Below are 18,692 nucleotides of genomic sequence, written 5' to 3'. Positions count from 1 at the left end.
TCTTTTGTGTTTTCATCATATTTATATGGTGCTGTTTTTCATTTTCAAATACTTTCTGTAAAACTCATCATCACTTAATCCCGGTTCTTCTTTAATTAGAATATAATATTTCTGCACGGTTGATACGTCTATTTCCAATATATCTGCCGTTTCCTCAGCCGAAAGTCCCTTTTCCATCTTCTTACGGATAAGATTCCACAAATTTAGCCAGCTGCCCTTTTTTACTCCTTCTTTTATTCCCTCTTCCCTCGCATCTTCGCGTTCCTGTTGGATATGAAGTTCTTCATTATATTCATAGATTCCCACTTTTATCACCTCCGCACGGTTTTTCCTTAAAAAATCGGCAAGTATGTTTTCTTTAATAGCCCCGGCAACAGCCTTCTCCATTGCCTGTGACAATGGCATCCCTCTGCTATACTCCCGGACTTTGCTCACAAAAATCATGTATTCCCACAATGTCCGGCATTTCCCCATCAATTCCATATTATAGCCTGGATTAATATTCAGTACCAGTATCTTTAGCTCCAACGCTGGATTATCTACCGGATGAAAATATAAATCAGACAGTTTCCGCTCGCTGCGTTCCGGCAATTCTTTTGTTCCATTGTAAAATTCCACAAATCGGGGTTCCGGTATCTGCACCGGACGGGAACGGTATAAATTCTCTAACTGCACCAGCCCGGAATACACATCTGCCACATAGAAAAGATTCCGCAGTGGCATATTAGGGTTATTTGTGGATTGGTGCTCATACAGGGTAAGCTGGTCATGCAGAAGAAACGACACATCATTTTTCATATTCATATAGATAGCATTTTCCAACGTCGTCACTACCAGTTCGTCCGAATTAGCATAGCCCGTGCCATTCAAGGCATTATACAGTTCCAAAAATTCTTTCTTTTCCTTAAAAATCATCCGGAAAATCCTGTCTTTGTAAACACGCACAGGCGCAGGCGCTGAGCCTGCCGGCTGCTTTATGGTTACTGATTCATTTTTTATTTTATTCATCCATTGTCCTCCTTTAAACAGCAGGGAGGACGCCTGTCTCTTTTAGAAATCCTCTCCGCCTTTTTTCTTTGGGTTTCAGCATCGAACATTTCTAAGAACGGCAGACTTGCCATAGATAGAGAGTGACTATATGCCACAAAAAGAATCTGTTTAGAAATAAAATGCTTATGTGCAGTATAGCACTGTTTAAAGAAAATGTCAGCCCCTTTTTCACAAGATAGAAAAGTATCTTGAAACTAACTGTTTAGTACCTTCACAGTTACTCTTGAAATTACAAATTCAGCTCTTCCCTGAACGAATATTTCATTCGGAAAAAAGCCGAATTCAAACTCTGGCTGTCAGATATCCTTTCTGCACGCCTGTAATTCCCCCTGATGCTTCAAGTTCCAGATTCATACTGAATTTAGGCAGAATAGCTGCCTCAAGGTAACCATCCGCCTGAAGATGCCGAGCTTTCCATGATTACAGAACTTTTCAAATGTAGAAAAACTGCCGCACCTGAAATTTTTCATTTCCTGTGCGGCAGTCATATTTTATTTCACAACAAAGTTAAGGATTTTCTTCGGTACATAAATTTCTTTCACAACCGTACCTGTCAGCTTATCAGCAATCGCTGCTTTTCCCGATGCAAGCGCCTCTTCCTTCGAACATTCTGCCGGGATACTGATCACCACTTTCGTTTTTCCGTTAATCTGTACCGGAACCTGGACTTCATCATCTTTCATCGCCTCTGTATCGTACTTCGGCCATTCATTTTTAAATACAGACTCTGTATGTCCAAGCTGCTCCCACAGTTCCTCGGAAAGATGCGGCGTAAACGGCGCTAACAAAATTACGGCTGTCTCCAACGTCTCTTTGTCAATGCCACCCTCACGCTTTGCCAGTTCAATCATTTTATTATTAAACTCCATGAATCCGGAAACTACGGTATTCAAGCTGAAGCTTTCCAGCCTCTGCGTAATCGTGTGTACCATAGTATGACGCACTTTCAGCATTTCTTTTGTAGGCTTCACATCTTTGTCTTTATTCTCCGTTACCAGTTTCCAGAAACGGGTAATGAAACGGTACACGCCGTCGATTCCCCTGTCGTCCCACTCGGCGTCCAGCTCCGGCGGTCCTACGAACAGCTCATACATCCTCAGAGAATCGCAGCCGTAATCTCTTACCAGATCATCCGGCGATACTACATTCCCTTTGGACTTACTCATCTTAATTCCATTCTTTCCGGTAATCATACCCTGATTAAACAACTTCTGGAACGGCTCGTCAAAATCAACAGCTCCGATATCATACAGGAACTTTGTATAAAATCTCGAATACAGCAGATGAAGCACCGCGTGTTCCACCCCTCCGATATACATATCTACCGGAAGGTACTTGTCTGCTTTCTCTTTAGAAACCAGTTCCTTATCATTATGGCTGTCCACATAGCGCAGGAAATACCACGAAGACCCCGCCCACTGAGGCATCGTATTTGTCTCTCTCTTCGCATCTGCACCGCAAACAGGACATTTACAATTTACCCAGTCCTCAATCGCAGCCAACGGTGATTCTCCGGTTCCGGTAGGCTCATAGGATTCCACATCCGGCAGACGCAGCGGAAGGTCTTCCTCCGGGACAGGTACGTTTCCACACTTCGGACAGTGTACAATCGGAATCGGCTCGCCCCAGTAACGCTGGCGTGAAAATACCCAGTCACGGAGCTTATAGTTCACGGTCTTTCTTCCAATCCCCCGCTCCTCAATCATCATCGGAGCTTCTTTCTTCAGCACAGAAGATTCCATACCGTTCCACTCACCGGAATTAATCATCGTTCCCGCCGCCTCTGTATAAGCCTCTGTCATATGTTCAATTTCTTTCCCGTCTTTCGCAATAACCTGGATAATCGGAATATTAAATTTCGTCGCAAATTCAAAGTCACGATCGTCATGGGCAGGTACGCACATAATAGCGCCCGTACCATAATCAGCCAGCACATAATCAGAGAGCCAAATCGGCACTTTCGCCCCGTTCAACGGATTGAGCGCATAGCTTCCTGTAAATACGCCTGTCTTTTCCTTATCCTGCAGACGGTCTACATTTGATTTCATAGAAGAATCATAAATGTATTTTTCTACCGCTTCTTTTGTTTCCTCTGTGGCAAGCCCTGCCGCTAACGCATGCTCCGGCGCCAGCACCATAAATGTTGCGCCGTACAGAGTATCCGGCCTGGTCGTATAAACCGTAATCTTCTCGTCTGTTCCCTCCACTGGGAACTCAACCTCCGCCCCATAGGATTTTCCAATCCAGTCCGACTGCATCTTCTTAACCTTTTCCGGCCAGTCCAGCTTATCCAGATCCGCCAGCAGCCTGTCTGCATATTTCGTAATGCGCAGCATCCACTGACGCAGGTTCTTCTTCGTCACGGCAGTTCCACAGCGCTCGCAGACGCCGTTTGTAACCTCTTCATTTGCCAGTCCGGTCTTACAGGATGGGCACCAGTTAATCGGAAATTCCTTCTCGTATGCCAGTCCCTCTTTAAACATTTTCACAAAAATCCACTGCGTCCATTTATAGAAATCCGGATCCGTGGTATTTACTTCCATATCCCAGTCATAAATTGATGCAATCTCATTAATCTGGCGCTTAATATTATCAACATTCTGTTTCGTCGAAATGGCAGGATGCTGGCCTGTCTTAATGGCGTAATTTTCAGCCGGAAGCCCAAACGCATCCCAGCCCATCGGATGAATCAGATAATATCCCTGAAGCATCTTGTAGCGGCTCCACACATCTGAAATCACATAGCCTCTCCAATGCCCTACATGAAGCCCATTTCCTGACGGATACGGAAACATATCCAGACAATAATATTTTGGTTTCTTTCCGTCATTAACGTTTACCGGTTTCTCTTCCCAGTGTTTGCGCCACTTTGATTCAATCGCCTTATGATTATAAGGTACGCTCATAATTTCTGCCTCCTAACACTTCGTGTCGTCTCTTTATTTTCATTCCTGATGGCAACGAGCCAAGCAGACGTGTCTGCACGTATATTTGGCTGCTATTTGCTCCGCTCATAGTAACTTTTGCTACAAAAACTCTTAATAATTCTACTCATTTCCCTTGCATTTGTCAATAGATGCAGTATACTTTATTCATAGGCAGAGGAGACTGCGGCGCCTTCAAACTGCGGTTTGTCGCTTACCCCTGACAGCCACGGAACCGACAGTCCCCCGCTCCAAAATCGCACATAAAGAAAGGACTCCATTATGAAGAAATCATTTTCGCCATCAAATCTCGCCCTGGCGGTGGTTTTCATGTTGTTTTTTATCAGCTTTTCGGTGGTTCTGGTGCTGAACTTCCGCCCACTGTATTACCATGATATTGAAGCCTTAGGCATCGTAGAATCCTCCGGCATATCGGAAGAGGATATCCGTACAAATTATGATACTCTGATTTCTTATAATTCTATATTTGGACAAAAAGAATTGGATTTCCCCACTCTCGCCATGTCAGAAAGCGGAAAAATCCATTTCGAAGAAGTTAAAAATATTTTTGTATTTGTCCAGTGGCTCTGTATATCCACACTTTTCGCAGGCACCGCCGGCTTATTTTTCAAATTCCGAAAAAAAGATGCGGGCTGTTTAAAGCTGGCTGGTGTCCTTACACCTCTGGTTCCTGCTGTTCTTGGAGGCTTGATTGCGCTAAATTGGGAGAATTTTTTTGTGACCTTCCATCACATTTTCTTCCGCAATGATTACTGGCTGTTCAACCCGGCGACAGACCCTGTTATTACTATACTGCCGGATGCATTTTTCCTGCACTGCGCAATTGCTATTTTAGTTCTGATAATCTTTTTCAGCCTGCTGTCCTTTCTGGTTTCACAATTGCTTTCCAGGCACTGGAGCTAAAATATCATGATATACGCAGAGAGAAGGGGCGAAATAACCGCCCCTTCTCTCTCCCTAGAACTCCGCGCCTTTCAAATTTGACTAATAATTCTCCGCATACACCTCGAAATAACTCTGCGGATGGTTACAGGTCGGGCAAACTTCAGGCGCGCTTGTTCCAATAACGATATGTCCACAGTTGCGGCACTCCCATATCTTCACTTCGCTCTTTTCAAATACGGCGGCTGTCTCCACGTTTTTAAGCAATGCACGATATCTCTCCTCATGGCGCTTCTCGATTGCCCCTACAAGCCTGAACTTTTCTGCAAGCTCCGGGAACCCTTCTTCCTCTGCTGTTTTGGCAAATTCCTCATACATATCTGTCCATTCATAGTTTTCGCCATCTGCAGCCGCGGCAAGGTTTTCTTTCGTATCGCCGATTCCTTTCAGCTCTTTAAACCACATCTTTGCATGTTCTTTTTCATTGTCTGCTGTTCTCAAAAACAGGCTCGCAATTTGCTCGTAGCCTTCCTTTTTTGCTGCGGAAGCAAAATAAGTGTACTTATTCCTTGCCTGTGATTCACCTGCAAATGCGGCCTCCAGGTTTTTTTCTGTCTGTGTTCCTGCATACTTTGTTGTTTTCATGTTTTCCTCCTGTTAATTTTTGACGCAAAATTTGTTTCACTCTTCTTATTCCCCAATTTCTTGAAAATCAATCCACAAATCCTCATAAATATGTGTCTTCACCTTATCTTCAAAGCTATAAATGTCCAGTTCAACCCCAGACTCTTCCAAATGGTACACCAATACCTTCTTTTTCATCGGGTCTGCAATCCAGTATTCTTTCACCCCTGCATCCAGATAAAGGTTTAGCTTCCGCACATAATCATGGCTGAATGTTCCGGGAGAAATAATTTCGATAATCCAGTCCGGCGCGCCCTCGCACCCCCTGTCCGTAAGTTTATCCGGGTCGCAGATTACACTGATATCCGGCTCCACAATCGTCCGCCTGCCCTCCCACAGTTTAACTGCGAAAGGCGCGGGATAAACCTCGCAGGCGCCGCCTAATAGTAAATCTGCCCGTCAATCAGTTCCGCCCTGACATTCTCCGGGGTATTGTAATAATCGTCTGCTGTATAAAGCCCCTGCTGTGCCAATGCCATAATCACACACCCTTTCTCTTATAAAATTAAAGCATTTTGGCATTACCCGCTATTTAATCCCCAGCACCACATTCGCCGGCTCGCCTTCCTGGTATTCAAGCGTGACTTTATCCCCTTCTGTATAGCGGATAATATCAATATAATCCACCACAGACACATCAAAGATTCCATCATTTCCTTCCAGCATCAGATAATAATGGGAATTCCCATCTACCACGCCTTGAGCGATCTTGGTAATTTTCCCACTGATGCTTTTTGTCTGGATATTTTCCGTGGTACGGATGCCGCTCTCTCTCAGCAGGCTGTTATAAGACTTCTCACACTCTGCCACTGTATCGCCGATTGCTACATTTTGGTATTTCTTAATGTTCACCATAGCGTACTTCTTCACAAGTCCCGCGGCATCTTTCAGCGCCATAAAGTAAGTAGGTTCTCCAGAAATATTTAAAAGAAGCGGGAACGTGGACTGATAGCCCAGGTTCTGTACCTGCCCTTCCGCCGACGCCATCGCCGAATACTCCTGGGCACCTGCAATTTCATAATAGCGGCACTCCATCGTCCGCTGGTTCATCAGTACAAATCCTACGTTAGACTCATCTCCGCTCACGGACGTGATGCCTGTGTAAACCCATACGTCATCTTCCAGCGCCAGATAATTGTACCCGTCGGTAGTCATCAGGCATCCCTTCTGCCCGAGCACGCTATTGATAAATCCATTCTGCAGAGTCCCGTGGTAATCATAGAGCTGTGTCAGCAAATCTGCCGCAAATACATGGTCTACCCAGTTGGGGCAGTCCTCTACCGCATAGTCAGCCGTTTCCCCGGTCACTGCATTACACAGCACGACCCGGCCGATGGTCACACCGCCAAAGAGACCGATATTAAACTTTTTGACCGGGCATACCCAGTAGGGCGTTCCTTCATCATCAATCTCAAAACTCAGTTCATCAAAAATGTACGTAGGATAATGGAACCGCAAGTGACGGTTAATATTCCTGTTGAAATGCTCCGACTGTGAATAACGGATTGGCTGCTCCAGCTTCACCAGCTCTGTGTCCTGGGTAGCCATATCAATTTTAATATATGCCGGAATACCGTTGCTCTGGTTCGTAAACCACTTAATCAGGTTCGCATATACCAGCGGCGTTACCCGGACGGGCGTATCCTGATAATTAATCTGAGTATACAGGCTGCTCACTTCAAACTGGGACACCATGTCCACCATGCTTCCCATCTTCCTGTTGCCAAGCAGCGTAGCGGAATCCCTGTCCAGAAGCGGAATCCTTCGGTAATCTACTTCTTTAATATCCTCTGTAAACTTCCTGTTCTCCACGGTAATCAATTGCTGGTATTTATTTGCATTTACAATAGGCGAGGACAAAACAGAACCGATTAGATACACAACTCCGATTCCAAGTATTACAAAAATCCCCACCTTAATCCCCTTATCTGTTTTTAAATCATCCGGCGTCCGCACCCTGGGCGCTGCATAAAGCACAAGAAGCACAACGGCCGCAATTGCAATAAATACCCAGAAACCCGATGAATGGATATTAATTGCCGGAATCGTCACATAGTAGTAGACTGCCGCTATGATAACTGCCGCCAATATCAGTATCGCCTTTTTTCCGATTTTCTTCATAATAATGTATTCCCCCTTCGATGCTTATTGATAGCTCTGAATCACAATCTGCAGTGTCCTGTTTCCGCGGAATTCATTGATACCCGGATAGTATGCCAGAGACAGGGTAACTGCATTTTCGCGTCCCTGAAACAGCTTTTCTGTTTCTGTATGGCCAAACTTCTCTCTGAGATATTCCTGAAACCGTTCCACATCCCCAAAATACATGGCCTCCATCACCGTCCCGGCCGCACCCAGAACCTGCAGCTTGATGACATTTCTATTCTTGCCCAAAATGCGGGCGCTTAATATATTTAAGCTCTTCTCCGCAAACAGCGGTTTCGTATTCCCTTTCCCAAAAGGCTCCAGAAGCCCCAGCTCTTCCACCAGCCTCTCTGTAATATAGCTGATTGGCATCGGAACGTCAATCGTGACTTTGGGAATAAAATCATCTTCGGTAAGGACAGAATTTTCATTTATTTTCTTGTGAAAGGCTTCCATATTCTCCCGTGGAAGCGACAATCCTGCAGCCATAGGGTGTCCCCCGAATTTGGTGAACAGCTCCGCACATTTACTCATCTCTGCAAACATATTATAAGTCTCTATAGAGCGCCCGGAGCCTTTGAGGCTGTCTGCCGCGTCTGTCAGAACGAACACCGGCTTATGATAGCGCTCCCGGATACGCCCTGCGATAATTCCGGCCAGGCTTTCATGACAGTCCGGAAGATATACTACCAGCACCTTATCTTCTTTCAGGACTCCTTCCTCTATCAGCTCTATCGCCTGCGCAACTCCCTGCTGTGTCATGTCTTTGCGCTCGTCATTCAATTCCTTTAATGTATGCGCCAAATCCTCTGCCACCGCATCATCCTCTGCCAAAAGCAGCTCCAGCGCCCGTTTTGCCGTATCCAGGCGTCCGCTGGCGTTAATGCATGGTCCCAGCACAAAACCGATATGATAGGATGAAATCTGGGCATCCTCCAGTCCATTTGCCCGAATCAGCGCTTTCAGCCCTCGGTTTGAGGTCTGGTTTATCATCTTTAGCCCTTCTTTTACAAGAATCCTGTTTTCTCCCGTGAGATCCATTACATCCCCCACGGTTGCAATCGCGGCAAACTCAATAAACGCATCTGTCTCTTCCACCGGAATCCCACACAGCTCATAGAGGCATATCATCAACTTATAGGCCACCGCCGCCCCGCACAGGGATTTGTAGGGGTATGTACATTCTGGCTGCTTAGGGTTTACAATCGCATCTGCCGCCGGAATTCTTTCCTGGAGCTCATGATGGTCAGTAATCAGCACTGTCATCCCCAAACGTTTTGCCTCCGCGATCTCGTCCACGGCCGCTATGCCATTATCGCAAGTCAGAATCGTATCGATTCCTTCTTCATATGCATATTGAATCAGGTTTTTATTTAGTCCATAGCCATCTTTCATCCTGTCAGGTATTTCCACATCTGCCTCTGCCCCGCACCGTATCAGCCCTTTATACAATATACAGGTGGCATTTACCCCATCAATGTCATAATCCCCAATAACCCTTATTTTCTTTTTCTCTGCAATCTTTTCCTTTAATATTTCTGCCGTTTTCCTGCAATCCTTCATCAACTGCGGCGCATATAAATCTTTCCGGCTCCCATACAGGTATTCCCGTACGGCCTCATCTCCCACCACGTCCCTATTCCTGATAAGCCTTGCCGTCACCGCATCAATGCCAAACTTCCTGCCGATTTCCTGAAAATCTGCCCGTTTTGCAGATACAAACCATTTCTCCACTTTTCATCTCCTGTATCTAAGAAAGCCTCGGCATTTCCTGCAGGGTGCGCGTCATGCAAAGCATGACATAATTTTTCTGCGCACCTTTGCACTCCCGCCGGGGCTTTCACGCTTCTATATCTTATGCCTTTTTCTTTCCTAATTTCGTTTTCATCACATACCACAATGCGCCTGTAATACATACGGAAGAATATCCTCCACACACTACGCCCACGATCAGCGGAAGCGCAAACTCACGGATAGACGGAACACCTAATACATACAGCACCGCAATCATAACAAATGTTGTGAAAGATGTATAGATGCTTCGCGTCAGCGTCTGCGTGATACTCGCATTTACCACTTCTGACAGCTCTGTTTTCTTTGACATTGCTTTCAGGTTCTCACGGATACGGTCGAAGATAACGATGGTCGCGTTAATCGAATAACCTACAATCGTCAGCATACATGCAATAAAGGTATTTCCGATAGAAATACGTGACACCGCGTAAAATGCCAGAACTACCAGGACGTCATGTACCAGGGCTGCCACCGCACTGGTCGCAAACCTTACATCCTTGAACCGGAACCAAATGTAGAGCAGCATACATATGGTAGCTACGATAACTGCCACTACCGCATCGCTTCTCATCTCATTGCTGACCGTAGAGGAAATACTCTCTGCCGTAATCAGGCTTTCATCTACATCGAAGCTCTCTTTGAGCGCCTCATTCAACGACTGCCTTTCATCCAGAGTCAGTTCCCTCGTCTTGATAATAACCTGGTTCGTTCCGGAAACCTTCTGTGTCTGAATATCCGCATCTCCTGTCACTCCCTGGACAACAGGTTTTACCTTGGAATCAATATCCGCAATGCTCATATCCTCATTAAAGGTCACATTTGTTGATGTACCGCCCATAAATTCAAGGCTGTAATTTAATGCCTTGCCCTCGGAGCTGCTGAAAACTCCCATCGTAACCGGTCCTGCGATAATCAATACCAGGGACACGATAAAACAAATATTTTTCTTGCTGAGGAAATTGACAGTCTTTCTTTCTTTCTGTTTCCCATAATATTTCTCATCTTTCAGTCCCAGGGCATAGAAAGCATTTACCAGAAGACGGGAAATTACCAGTGCAGTAAACATGGATAAAACAATACCCATCGCCAGTGTCTGTGCAAACCCTTTCACGCTTCCGGTTCCCATCATACCCAGCACCAGAGCAGCAATCAACGTCGTAATATTGCCGTCTACAATCGCGGAAAGCGCTTTCTGGAAACCTGTCTGGATTGCCCCCTGCACACTCTTGCCTGCTGCAATCTCCTCACGGATACGGGCATAAATGATAACATTTGCATCCACCGCCATACCAATAGAAAGAATAATACCAGCAATACCCGGCAGCGTCAGCGTGATATCAAATGCATTCAGCATTACCAGCATCAGCGCCGTATAAATCAGCAGGGAAATCCCGGCTGCCACACCTGGAATCAGATAAACAATTGCCATAAATACAATAACAATAGCAAGTCCGATAGCACCCGCAGTCAAACTGGTAGAAATCGCCTCCTCACCCAGCTGCGCGCCTACTACATTGGAACGAAGCTCTTCCAACTCCAGCGACAGAGAACCAATACGGATAGAGGACGCCAGGCGCTCTGCTTCTTCCTGGTCCGCCATTCCGGTAATCTGAGCCCTTCCTCCGGTAATCGCTGACTCAACCCTCGGTGCACTGATGATATTTCCATCATAAACAATTGAAATTTGATTTCCTATATTCTCAGATGTCGCCGTGGCAAACTTTGACGCGCCCTCGCTGGTCAGAACCAGCTCCACCACATACTCTCTGTTCTTCATGTTGTCCTGGGAAACCGCTGCTTCCGCAGACTCCACATCCATACCTGTCAGAACTTCCGTACCGTCTGCCAGAGTAAACTCCAGGGAACCCGGCTTACCAAGTTCTTCCAGAATCTTATTCGCATCCGACACACCCGGAATCTCAATATTAATCCGGTTATCGCCTTCCTGGTATACCTGCGCCTCTGTACTGTACTGCTGGACACGCTGCTGCAGCTTGTAAATCGTGTCCGACATATCCTCGGCAGACGGGGTCTCATCGCCCACTGTCGTATATGTAATACTTACACCGCCGGCCAGATCGAGACCTGTGATGATGTTCTTAGCCGATCCTGTCCCGGTCGGTCCAAACCCTATTGCTGCGGTGAACGTCAACAGCCCTAAAAATAAAGCCATCACTACGACAACCGCAATTGCTCTGTTTTTTTTCATCGCTTATTTCTCCTTTTCATCTTCCTCCGCTAACGCGGCTTTTATCATGACTGCACACTCAATCCGCTTTCTCTGCAGTTCGCAGCCGACGTCGTATGCGTCATTAATGGAGCCGTGGAATTTATACGCATTTGCCGCACACCCGCCGCTGCAGTAGAACTTTGCAAAACAGTTCCTGCACTTTTCTTTCGCGTATACATTGCAGCCTTTAAACTCCTCCTGAAGCTCCGATGCTTTCAGCCCGTCAAAAACATTTCCCATAAGAAACGCTTCCTCTCCCACGAACTGATGGCAGGGATAGAAATCCCCCCACGGGGTCACTGCCAGGTATTCCGTGCCCGAGCCACAGCCCGATAACCGTTTGTACACACACGGCCCGCCTGTCAAATCTATCATAAAGTGGAAAAAGTTAAACTCCTTTCCCTCTCTATGCCTCTTTATCATCTCTGCTGCCAGCCTGTCATATTCTTCGCAAATCTGTGGAATATCCTCTTCCCGAAGCGCATATTCCTCCTCCGGCAGCGCCACCACCGGCTCCACGGAAATCTGCTTAAATCCCAAATCCGCCAGATGCAGCACATCCTTCGCAAAATCCAGATTATGCCGGGTAAACGTCCCCCTGACATAATATCTATCCTGATTTCTGCTCTCTGCAAATTTGCGGAATTTCGGTACAATCAAATCATAGCTGCCTTTCCCTCTCCGAAACGGGCGCATAAAATCATGGACTTCTTTCCGCCCGTCGATGCTGAGAACCACATTCGCCATCTCCCGGTTGCAGAACTCCATGACCTCATCATCTAATAGTACTCCATTCGTTGTCAGTGTAAAGCGGAAATTCTTTCCATGCTTCTTCTCCTGCTCCCTGCCGTACTTCACCAAGTCTTTCACAACCTGCCAGTTCATCAGCGGTTCGCCTCCAAAAAAATCCACTTCCAGATTTCTCCTATTTCCGGAATTCGCAATCAGGAAATCAAGCGCCTGTTTCCCCACCTCAAAACTCATAAGCGCCCTTCTGCCGTGATATTCTCCCTCTTCCGCAAAGCAATAGCGGCATGCCAGGTTGCAGTCATGGGCAATATGCAGGCAAAGCGCTTTCACCACTGTAGGACGGTGCGAAAAATTTTCGATAGCATTCTCATAGACATCCTCCGTAAACAGGACGCCCGCCTCTTCCAGCTCCCTGCATTCAGAAAGAGCCTCCCGAACCGCTTCTTCCGAATATTTTCCTGAAAGAACCGCCAGGATGTCTTCCTCCCTCTTCTTTTCCTCCAGGAGCGGAAGCACATCATAAACGACATCGTCAACAATATGTACAGCCCCGCTGTTAATATCCATGACGATATTATAACCATTGCTCCTGTACTGATGGATCACAGTAAATCCCCTTTCTAAATCAAAAATAACACAATTTTCCCATACCTGAACTAATAAGCAGCGAACAGTGTCCGCTGCTTACTGATTCTCTTCTATCTTATTTATTATTTTCGCAGCTCTGATTTCCAACAGTACAGGATGTCTTACATGCTGACTGGCAAGATGTCTGGCACTCACCGCAGCCGCCTTTTTTCACAGTTTTCTGCAAGCTCTGTGTATTCAAAGTTCTTACGTGCTTCATCACTCAGCCTCCTTACATAATTAAACTTTCTGTATTATAGCATACCTTTCTTCGTTTTTCCATACCTGTTTTAGAAATTTTTTATAGCTTTGTCCACACTTTTTTCAAATTTTTATGCTATAGTTGTACAAGCGCATGAATAATCTAAAGAAAGGATACCAAACAATGAAAAGAAAAGTACTGTTATTGGCAACAGCCATCTGCACCGTCAGCCTTCTGGCAGGCTGTTCCGAAAAGGACGGTTCCACAGAATCTTCCGCCACTGGTGCAAACGCTTCCACAGAATCTTATGAGGAGTATGTTACACTGGGCGAATACAAAGGGCTGGACGTACAGCTTATCAAAGCAGAAGTTACCGATGATATGGTCGATGATGAAATTGACATGCTGCTGGAGGACAACGCAGTTTACACTCCCATTTCAGACCGGGGCGCCGCAGAAGGAGATACTGTCAATATTAACTATACCGGAAAAATCGACGGCCAGGAGTTTGACGGAGGCTCAGCCGAAGACTTTGAGCTGGAACTTGGAAGCGGCTATCTTCTGGACGATTTGGAGTCTCAGATCGTCGGTATGAAATCCGGTGAAACAAAAGACCTGAATGTCTCCGTACCCGCTGATTATATAGAGGACACTGTTGAGGAAGATGCTCCCGATAAAGACGCCGTATTCACAGTTACGGTAAACAGCGTTTCCGAAAAGAGCCTTCCCGAATATTCGGACGAATTCATAGCCGGCGTTACTGACTACAAGACTACCGCAGAATACGAAGAGGGCACCAAAAAAGAGCTTTTAGCGAGCCTCGAAAGCGACAACCGCTCTACAGCCGGAATGGACGCCCTGTCTCAGGTTATGGAGAATTCCACCTTTAACGGATATCCCCAGGAACTATACGATTCATGCAAGCAGGAATATGACGCTATGAATGAAATGTACGCAGAAATGCTCGGAGTAGATGTCGCTGATCTTGACACGGATGAAGAAGAGACAAAAAGTACGATTGAAAGCATTGTAAATGAAAAAATGGTCTGCGCCGCCATTGCAGCAGCTGAAAATATCTCCGTATCCGATGAGGAATACCAGAAGTATCTGGAAGATAACTATGCTCTCTATGACTACGCATCAGCTGCAGAATATGAAGAAACAGAATCAAAAGAAAGCCTTATGAATGAAATACTCACAGAAAAAATTTATAATTTCCTGATAGATAATGCAAAAATCACTGAAATCTCTGAGGATGAATACTACGGTGATGATGAAGATTTAGATGACGAATACTTAGACGAAGACATTGACCTTTCTGATGACCTTCTTCTCGAAACGGAAGATCTTCATGCCGCAGAAACAGAGTCTGAGACTGCTGAATAAACCGCAGTTGTATCTGATTTCATTTTAAAAAGCTCCCCGTGAAACTACACGGGGAGCTTTCTTCGTCTATACTATTCCCTATTCTTCGTTGGAGTTCACTTTACTTGCCCGCGCTGCCACTTCTTTTTCCTGAATATCGTTTGGCGCCTGCTCATAACGCGCGAACTCATAAGCAAAGTCACCGCTGCCGCCTGTCATGGATCGCAGCGTTGTGGAATACCCATACAGCTCCATTGTCGGGATATCCGCCTCAATAATCTGGTTTCCTTTATGGTCAGGATTCATGCCCAAAACACGCCCGCGCCGCTTATTCAGATCGCCCATGACATCGCCTGTGTACCTGTCTGGTACAGTCACTTTCAAAGAAGAAATAGGCTCTAACAATACCGGGCCTGCTTCCATAAATCCTTTTTTGAACGCCTGGACTGCCGCTGTCTTAAACGCCATCTCCGAGGAGTCCACCGGATGATAAGAACCGTCATACAGCACTGCTTTCACACCTACCACCGGATATGCAGCCAGAGGCCCTTTCAGCACTGAATCCTGAATGCCCTTTTCAACTGCCGGGAAGTAATTCTTCGGAACAGCGCCTCCCACAACTTCCTGCCCAAACTCATATGCAGTCTCCAAGTCTCCCAGCGGAGAGAAACGCATCTTAACATGTCCATACTGTCCATGTCCGCCAGACTGCTTCTTATATTTAGCTTCCACATCTGAACTTTTACGGATTGTTTCACGGAAAGCCACTTTCGGCTTGCTCAGCTCAATCTCTATCTTGTATTTTCCAAGCAGCTTACTCTGAATAATATCCAGATGCTGGTCTCCCATACCGTAAATCAATGTCTGACGGTTTTCAGAGTCATTGACCGCTTTCATGGTTAAATCCTCATGCATCATCTTGGAAAGAGCCTGGGAAATCTTATCTTCATCGCCCTTTTTCTTTGCCGTATAACGCTTATATGTATACGGTGTCGACACCTCAATCCTTCCATAGCGAACCGGCGTCGCCTTTGTGGAGAGAGTATCTCCTGTACGCGCCTTGTCAAGCTTCCCGATTGCCCCGATGTCTCCGGCATGAAGCTCCGGCACCTCGATTGGCTTGCTTCCCTCAAACACGTACAGCTTATTCAGCCGCTGCTCTGCTTCCTTATCAATATTAAACAGTACGTCATCATTTTTGATAACGCCGGAACATACTTTAATCATTGAGTATTTTCCAATGAATGGGTCGACAATCGTTTTAAATACCTGCGCAGATTTTGCCTTTGCAAAATTGTAATCTGCCTCAAAGATTTCATTCGTCTTTGTATTGATTCCTGCTATCTTGCGCTTGTCCGGGCTCGGGAAGTACTGTACAATATCATCCAACAGATTTGCTACTCCGCGAAGCTGAACCGGGGAACCCATAGCCACCGGAACGATATCGCATGCCTCTACGTTCACAGTCAAAGCCATCATGATTTCAGCCACTGAAAACTCCTCACCGCCAAAATAACGGTCCATAAACTCTTCACTTGTTTCGGCTACCGCTTCCAACAGCGCCTCCCTGTATTTTTCCAGATATTCCTCAGAGTATGCCGGAATTTCACATTCTTCTTTATTTCCGCGGTCAAGCCACTTCCTTCCGGCTTTCTTTACCACGTTCACATATCCTGTAAACTTCTCATTCTCACGGATCGGGAAATGGATTGGAGCAATTTTCTTTCCATATAACTCTGTCAAACTTTCTACAATCTCACGGAAACTGGCATTATCCATGTCCATATTCGTAATAAAAAACATACGGGGCAGTTTATACTTTTCACACAACTCCCATGCCTTCTGAGTTCCGACTTCCACACCGCTTTTTCCTGACACTACGATAATCGCAGCGTCGGCTGCCGCTGCCGCCTCCTCTGCTTCCCCCACAAAATCAAAATATCCCGGCGCATCCAGAATATTCACTTTTACATCTCCCCAGCTAATTGGTACCACGCTCGTGCTGATGGAAAACTTTCTTTTTGTTTCCTCTTTATCAAAATCACTGATGGTATTACCTTCCGCCACATTTCCCAGCCTGCTGGTAATTCCTCCAAGATAAGCCATTGCCTCGGTCAAACTGGTCTTTCCTGCGCCGCCATGTCCAAGAAGCACGACGTTTCTGATTCTGTCAGTTGTGTAAACATTCATACTGTTAATCCTCCAATTCTAGTTCTTTGGGAATGAAACTCCGCCACTTTTTAAGTCTATGGCTATATTCTACTAAAATTACTCTCTTTTTTCAACCACTTTATTTCTTTTTTACCAAATATTCATCACCCGCATCTGATATATCTGGAGAAAGTGTACAGATTCTCATATCAAACTCCCGCTTTTTATGTCGATTCACATAGATTTATAAAAGAAATACAAAAAGACCGCTGCAAAATTTTCTGCAACAGTCCTGTTCTTTCTAATATTCTCCTGCTCCGATAATCGTACCGCCGCCAAGCACATAATCCCCATCATAAAATACCACAGCCTGTCCGGGCGTAACCGCCCGCTGAGCCTCCTGAAAAACGCAGCGTATCCGCCCTTCCCCGGCTTTTTCTATCCGACACGGGGAACCTTTGTGATTATAGCGTATTTTTGCCGACACCGCCATCCCATCCTCAAACTCCGGCGCCGCCATCTTATTCAGATTTTCTGCATAAAGCGTATGGCGGAAAATATCTTTATTTTCCCCAATCACCACTTCATTGGTTTTGGAACGAATTTCTGATACAAATACAGGATGCCCCATCGCCAGATTCAATCCTTTCCTCTGCCCAATCGTATAGTGGATAATCCCTTTATGGCAGCCTATGATTTCTCCCGCAGTATTGATAAAATTCCCTTTCGGGACAGCCTGTCCCGTATACTCTTTAATAAATCGCGCGTAATCTTTATCCGGGACAAAACAAATTTCCTGGCTGTCCGGCTTATGCGCCACGCGCAGCCCAATCTGCCCGGCAAGCTTCCGAATCTCATCTTTCGTATATTCCCCCACAGGCATCAGCGTATGGGCAAGCTGAGCCTGGGTCAGATTATAAAGCGCATATGTCTGGTCTTTCGCTTCCGTGGCTGACTTCACCAGTGCCAAACGGCCATTTTCCAGCCTGCGGATACGTGCATAATGCCCTGTGGCAATATAATCCGCTCCGATTTCCAGACTGCGCCTGAGCAAAGATTCCCATTTAACATATCGGTTACAGGCAATGCAGGGATTCGGCGTCCGGCCGCAGAGATATTCGTGAACGAAATAATCCATCACATTTTTCTTAAACTCTGCCTTAAAATTCATCACGTAATAGGGAATTCCCAAATCCTGTGCCACCCTCCTGGCATCGTCTACGGCACTCAGCCCACAGCATCCCCCGTTTTCCTGCTGCGCCGCCTCATCTTCGTCCTGCCAAATCTGCATCGTAACGCCGATGACTTCATATCCCTGTTCTTTTAATAAATATGCCGCCACTGAAGAGTCTACACCGCCAGACATGCCAACTACCACTTTTTTCTTTTTCATGGAAACCCCTTTAATATTCTTCCTCTTCTTCCTCTTCTCCTTCATGGACATCAGATTTCGGCTTTTCCAGGCCTTCTATCTGAATTCCCTTTTTCTCTGCGTAATCCCAAAGCGCCGCATGGATTGCCTCTTCAGCCAGCAGCGAGCAGTGGACTTTTACGGGCGGAAGACCATCAAGCGCCTCCATTACTGCCTTGTTCGTTACCTGAAGAGCTTCTTTGATATTTTTTCCCTTTACCAGCTCTGTCGCCATGCTGCTTGTTGCCACCGCAGCGCCGCAGCCAAAGGTCTTAAATTTTACATCACGGATAATCTCATTTTCATCAATATCCAGGTAAATCCTCATAATATCGCCGCATTTTGCATTGCCTACAGTCCCCACGCCACTGGCATCCTCTATCTCTCCGACATTCCTCGGATTATTAAAATGATCCATAACTTTTTCGCTGTACATATGATTTCCTCCAAATGCAT

13 protein-coding genes and 1 pseudogene are annotated in these 18,692 nt (G+C 46.0%); 2 read left to right on the top strand and 12 right to left on the bottom strand.

Going from position 1 to position 18,692, the window contains the following annotated elements; translation table 11 throughout:
* Positions 1 to 21: 21 nt before the first annotated feature.
* A complete protein-coding gene (locus tag NFR99_RS03595; RefSeq protein WP_251352771.1) occupies positions 22 to 1,008 on the bottom strand; it encodes a hypothetical protein in 987 nt (328 codons plus the stop codon).
* A gap of 533 nt (positions 1,009 to 1,541) precedes the next feature.
* Positions 1,542 to 3,956, bottom strand: coding sequence for a leucine--tRNA ligase (gene leuS / locus NFR99_RS03590; protein ID WP_251352769.1), 2,415 nt, complete (start codon positions 3,954 to 3,956; stop codon positions 1,542 to 1,544).
* 300 nt (positions 3,957 to 4,256) lie between these two features.
* Between leuS and NFR99_RS03585 the strand changes: the two genes are divergently transcribed.
* Positions 4,257 to 4,898, top strand: coding sequence for a TIGR01906 family membrane protein (locus NFR99_RS03585; protein ID WP_251352767.1), 642 nt, complete (start codon positions 4,257 to 4,259; stop codon positions 4,896 to 4,898).
* Between the two features lie 81 nt (positions 4,899 to 4,979).
* On the opposite strand, the gene rbr is transcribed toward NFR99_RS03585, so the two are convergent.
* The 7 genes and pseudogenes from rbr to scfA form a co-directional block, all read right to left on the bottom strand.
* Positions 4,980 to 5,522: a rubrerythrin gene (rbr, locus tag NFR99_RS03580; RefSeq protein WP_251352765.1), complete on the bottom strand. Its 543-nt coding sequence runs from the start codon at positions 5,520 to 5,522 to the stop codon at positions 4,980 to 4,982.
* A gap of 45 nt (positions 5,523 to 5,567) precedes the next feature.
* Positions 5,568 to 6,040 (bottom strand): annotated as a pseudogene (locus tag NFR99_RS03575) (Uma2 family endonuclease).
* Positions 6,041 to 6,089: 49 nt separating this feature from the next.
* Entirely contained in the window at positions 6,090 to 7,682 is a 1,593-nt protein-coding gene (locus tag NFR99_RS03570; RefSeq protein WP_251352763.1) for a CvpA family protein, read from the bottom strand.
* A 24-nt stretch (positions 7,683 to 7,706) separates the two neighbouring features.
* The gene (gene recJ / locus NFR99_RS03565) at positions 7,707 to 9,440 is read right to left on the bottom strand and encodes a single-stranded-DNA-specific exonuclease RecJ (protein ID WP_251352761.1); all 1,734 of its coding nucleotides are present in this window, start codon (positions 9,438 to 9,440) and stop codon (positions 7,707 to 7,709) included.
* A 121-nt stretch (positions 9,441 to 9,561) separates the two neighbouring features.
* Positions 9,562 to 11,709 (bottom strand): protein translocase subunit SecD, encoded by a 2,148-nt coding sequence (gene secD, locus NFR99_RS03560; protein ID WP_120483225.1) that lies wholly within the window; start codon positions 11,707 to 11,709, stop codon positions 9,562 to 9,564.
* Positions 11,710 to 11,712: 3 nt separating this feature from the next.
* Positions 11,713 to 13,086, bottom strand: a complete 1,374-nt coding sequence (gene scfB / locus NFR99_RS03555; RefSeq protein WP_251352759.1) for a thioether cross-link-forming SCIFF peptide maturase — start codon at positions 13,084 to 13,086, stop codon at positions 11,713 to 11,715.
* 97 nt (positions 13,087 to 13,183) lie between these two features.
* The gene (gene scfA, locus NFR99_RS03550) at positions 13,184 to 13,327 is read right to left on the bottom strand and encodes a six-cysteine ranthipeptide SCIFF (RefSeq protein ID WP_120483228.1); all 144 of its coding nucleotides are present in this window, start codon (positions 13,325 to 13,327) and stop codon (positions 13,184 to 13,186) included.
* A gap of 165 nt (positions 13,328 to 13,492) precedes the next feature.
* Between scfA and tig the strand changes: the two genes are divergently transcribed.
* A complete protein-coding gene (gene tig / locus NFR99_RS03545; RefSeq protein WP_251352757.1) occupies positions 13,493 to 14,695 on the top strand; it encodes a trigger factor in 1,203 nt (400 codons plus the stop codon).
* A 78-nt stretch (positions 14,696 to 14,773) separates the two neighbouring features.
* Here tig and NFR99_RS03540 read toward each other — a convergent pair whose 3' ends face one another.
* From NFR99_RS03540 to nifU, 3 genes are all read right to left on the bottom strand, one after another.
* Positions 14,774 to 16,864: an elongation factor G gene (locus NFR99_RS03540; protein WP_120483232.1), complete on the bottom strand. Its 2,091-nt coding sequence runs from the start codon at positions 16,862 to 16,864 to the stop codon at positions 14,774 to 14,776.
* Positions 16,865 to 17,126: 262 nt separating this feature from the next.
* Positions 17,127 to 18,218: a tRNA 2-thiouridine(34) synthase MnmA gene (gene mnmA, locus NFR99_RS03535; RefSeq protein WP_135976050.1), complete on the bottom strand. Its 1,092-nt coding sequence runs from the start codon at positions 18,216 to 18,218 to the stop codon at positions 17,127 to 17,129.
* A gap of 10 nt (positions 18,219 to 18,228) precedes the next feature.
* Positions 18,229 to 18,672, bottom strand: a complete 444-nt coding sequence (gene nifU / locus NFR99_RS03530) for a Fe-S cluster assembly scaffold protein NifU (RefSeq protein WP_120483233.1) — start codon at positions 18,670 to 18,672, stop codon at positions 18,229 to 18,231.
* Positions 18,673 to 18,692 lie beyond the last annotated feature (20 nt).

The sequence above is a fragment of the Hominisplanchenecus murintestinalis genome, assembly GCF_943193015.1.
GTDB lineage: Bacteria > Bacillota > Clostridia > Lachnospirales > Lachnospiraceae > Hominisplanchenecus_A > Hominisplanchenecus_A murintestinalis.
Note: the sequence above shows the minus strand (reverse complement) of the source record. Positions and strands in the feature narration are given on the sequence as shown.

What these genes read in the sequence shown, in the direction of transcription:
- NFR99_RS03595 (WP_251352771.1), bottom strand. Translation starts at nt 1,008, where the DNA reads ATGAATAAAATAAAAAATGAATCAGTAACCATAAAGCAGCCGGCAGGC.
- leuS (WP_251352769.1), bottom strand. Translation starts at nt 3,956, where the DNA reads ATGAGCGTACCTTATAATCATAAGGCGATTGAATCAAAGTGGCGCAAA.
- NFR99_RS03585 (WP_251352767.1), top strand. Translation starts at nt 4,257, where the DNA reads ATGAAGAAATCATTTTCGCCATCAAATCTCGCCCTGGCGGTGGTTTTC.
- rbr (WP_251352765.1), bottom strand. Translation starts at nt 5,522, where the DNA reads ATGAAAACAACAAAGTATGCAGGAACACAGACAGAAAAAAACCTGGAG.
- NFR99_RS03570 (WP_251352763.1), bottom strand. Translation starts at nt 7,682, where the DNA reads ATGAAGAAAATCGGAAAAAAGGCGATACTGATATTGGCGGCAGTTATC.
- secD (WP_120483225.1), bottom strand. Translation starts at nt 11,709, where the DNA reads ATGAAAAAAAACAGAGCAATTGCGGTTGTCGTAGTGATGGCTTTATTT.
- scfA (WP_120483228.1), bottom strand. Translation starts at nt 13,327, where the DNA reads ATGAAGCACGTAAGAACTTTGAATACACAGAGCTTGCAGAAAACTGTG.
- tig (WP_251352757.1), top strand. Translation starts at nt 13,493, where the DNA reads ATGAAAAGAAAAGTACTGTTATTGGCAACAGCCATCTGCACCGTCAGC.
- NFR99_RS03540 (WP_120483232.1), bottom strand. Translation starts at nt 16,864, where the DNA reads ATGAATGTTTACACAACTGACAGAATCAGAAACGTCGTGCTTCTTGGA.
- mnmA (WP_135976050.1), bottom strand. Translation starts at nt 18,218, where the DNA reads ATGAAAAAGAAAAAAGTGGTAGTTGGCATGTCTGGCGGTGTAGACTCT.
- nifU (WP_120483233.1), bottom strand. Translation starts at nt 18,672, where the DNA reads ATGTACAGCGAAAAAGTTATGGATCATTTTAATAATCCGAGGAATGTC.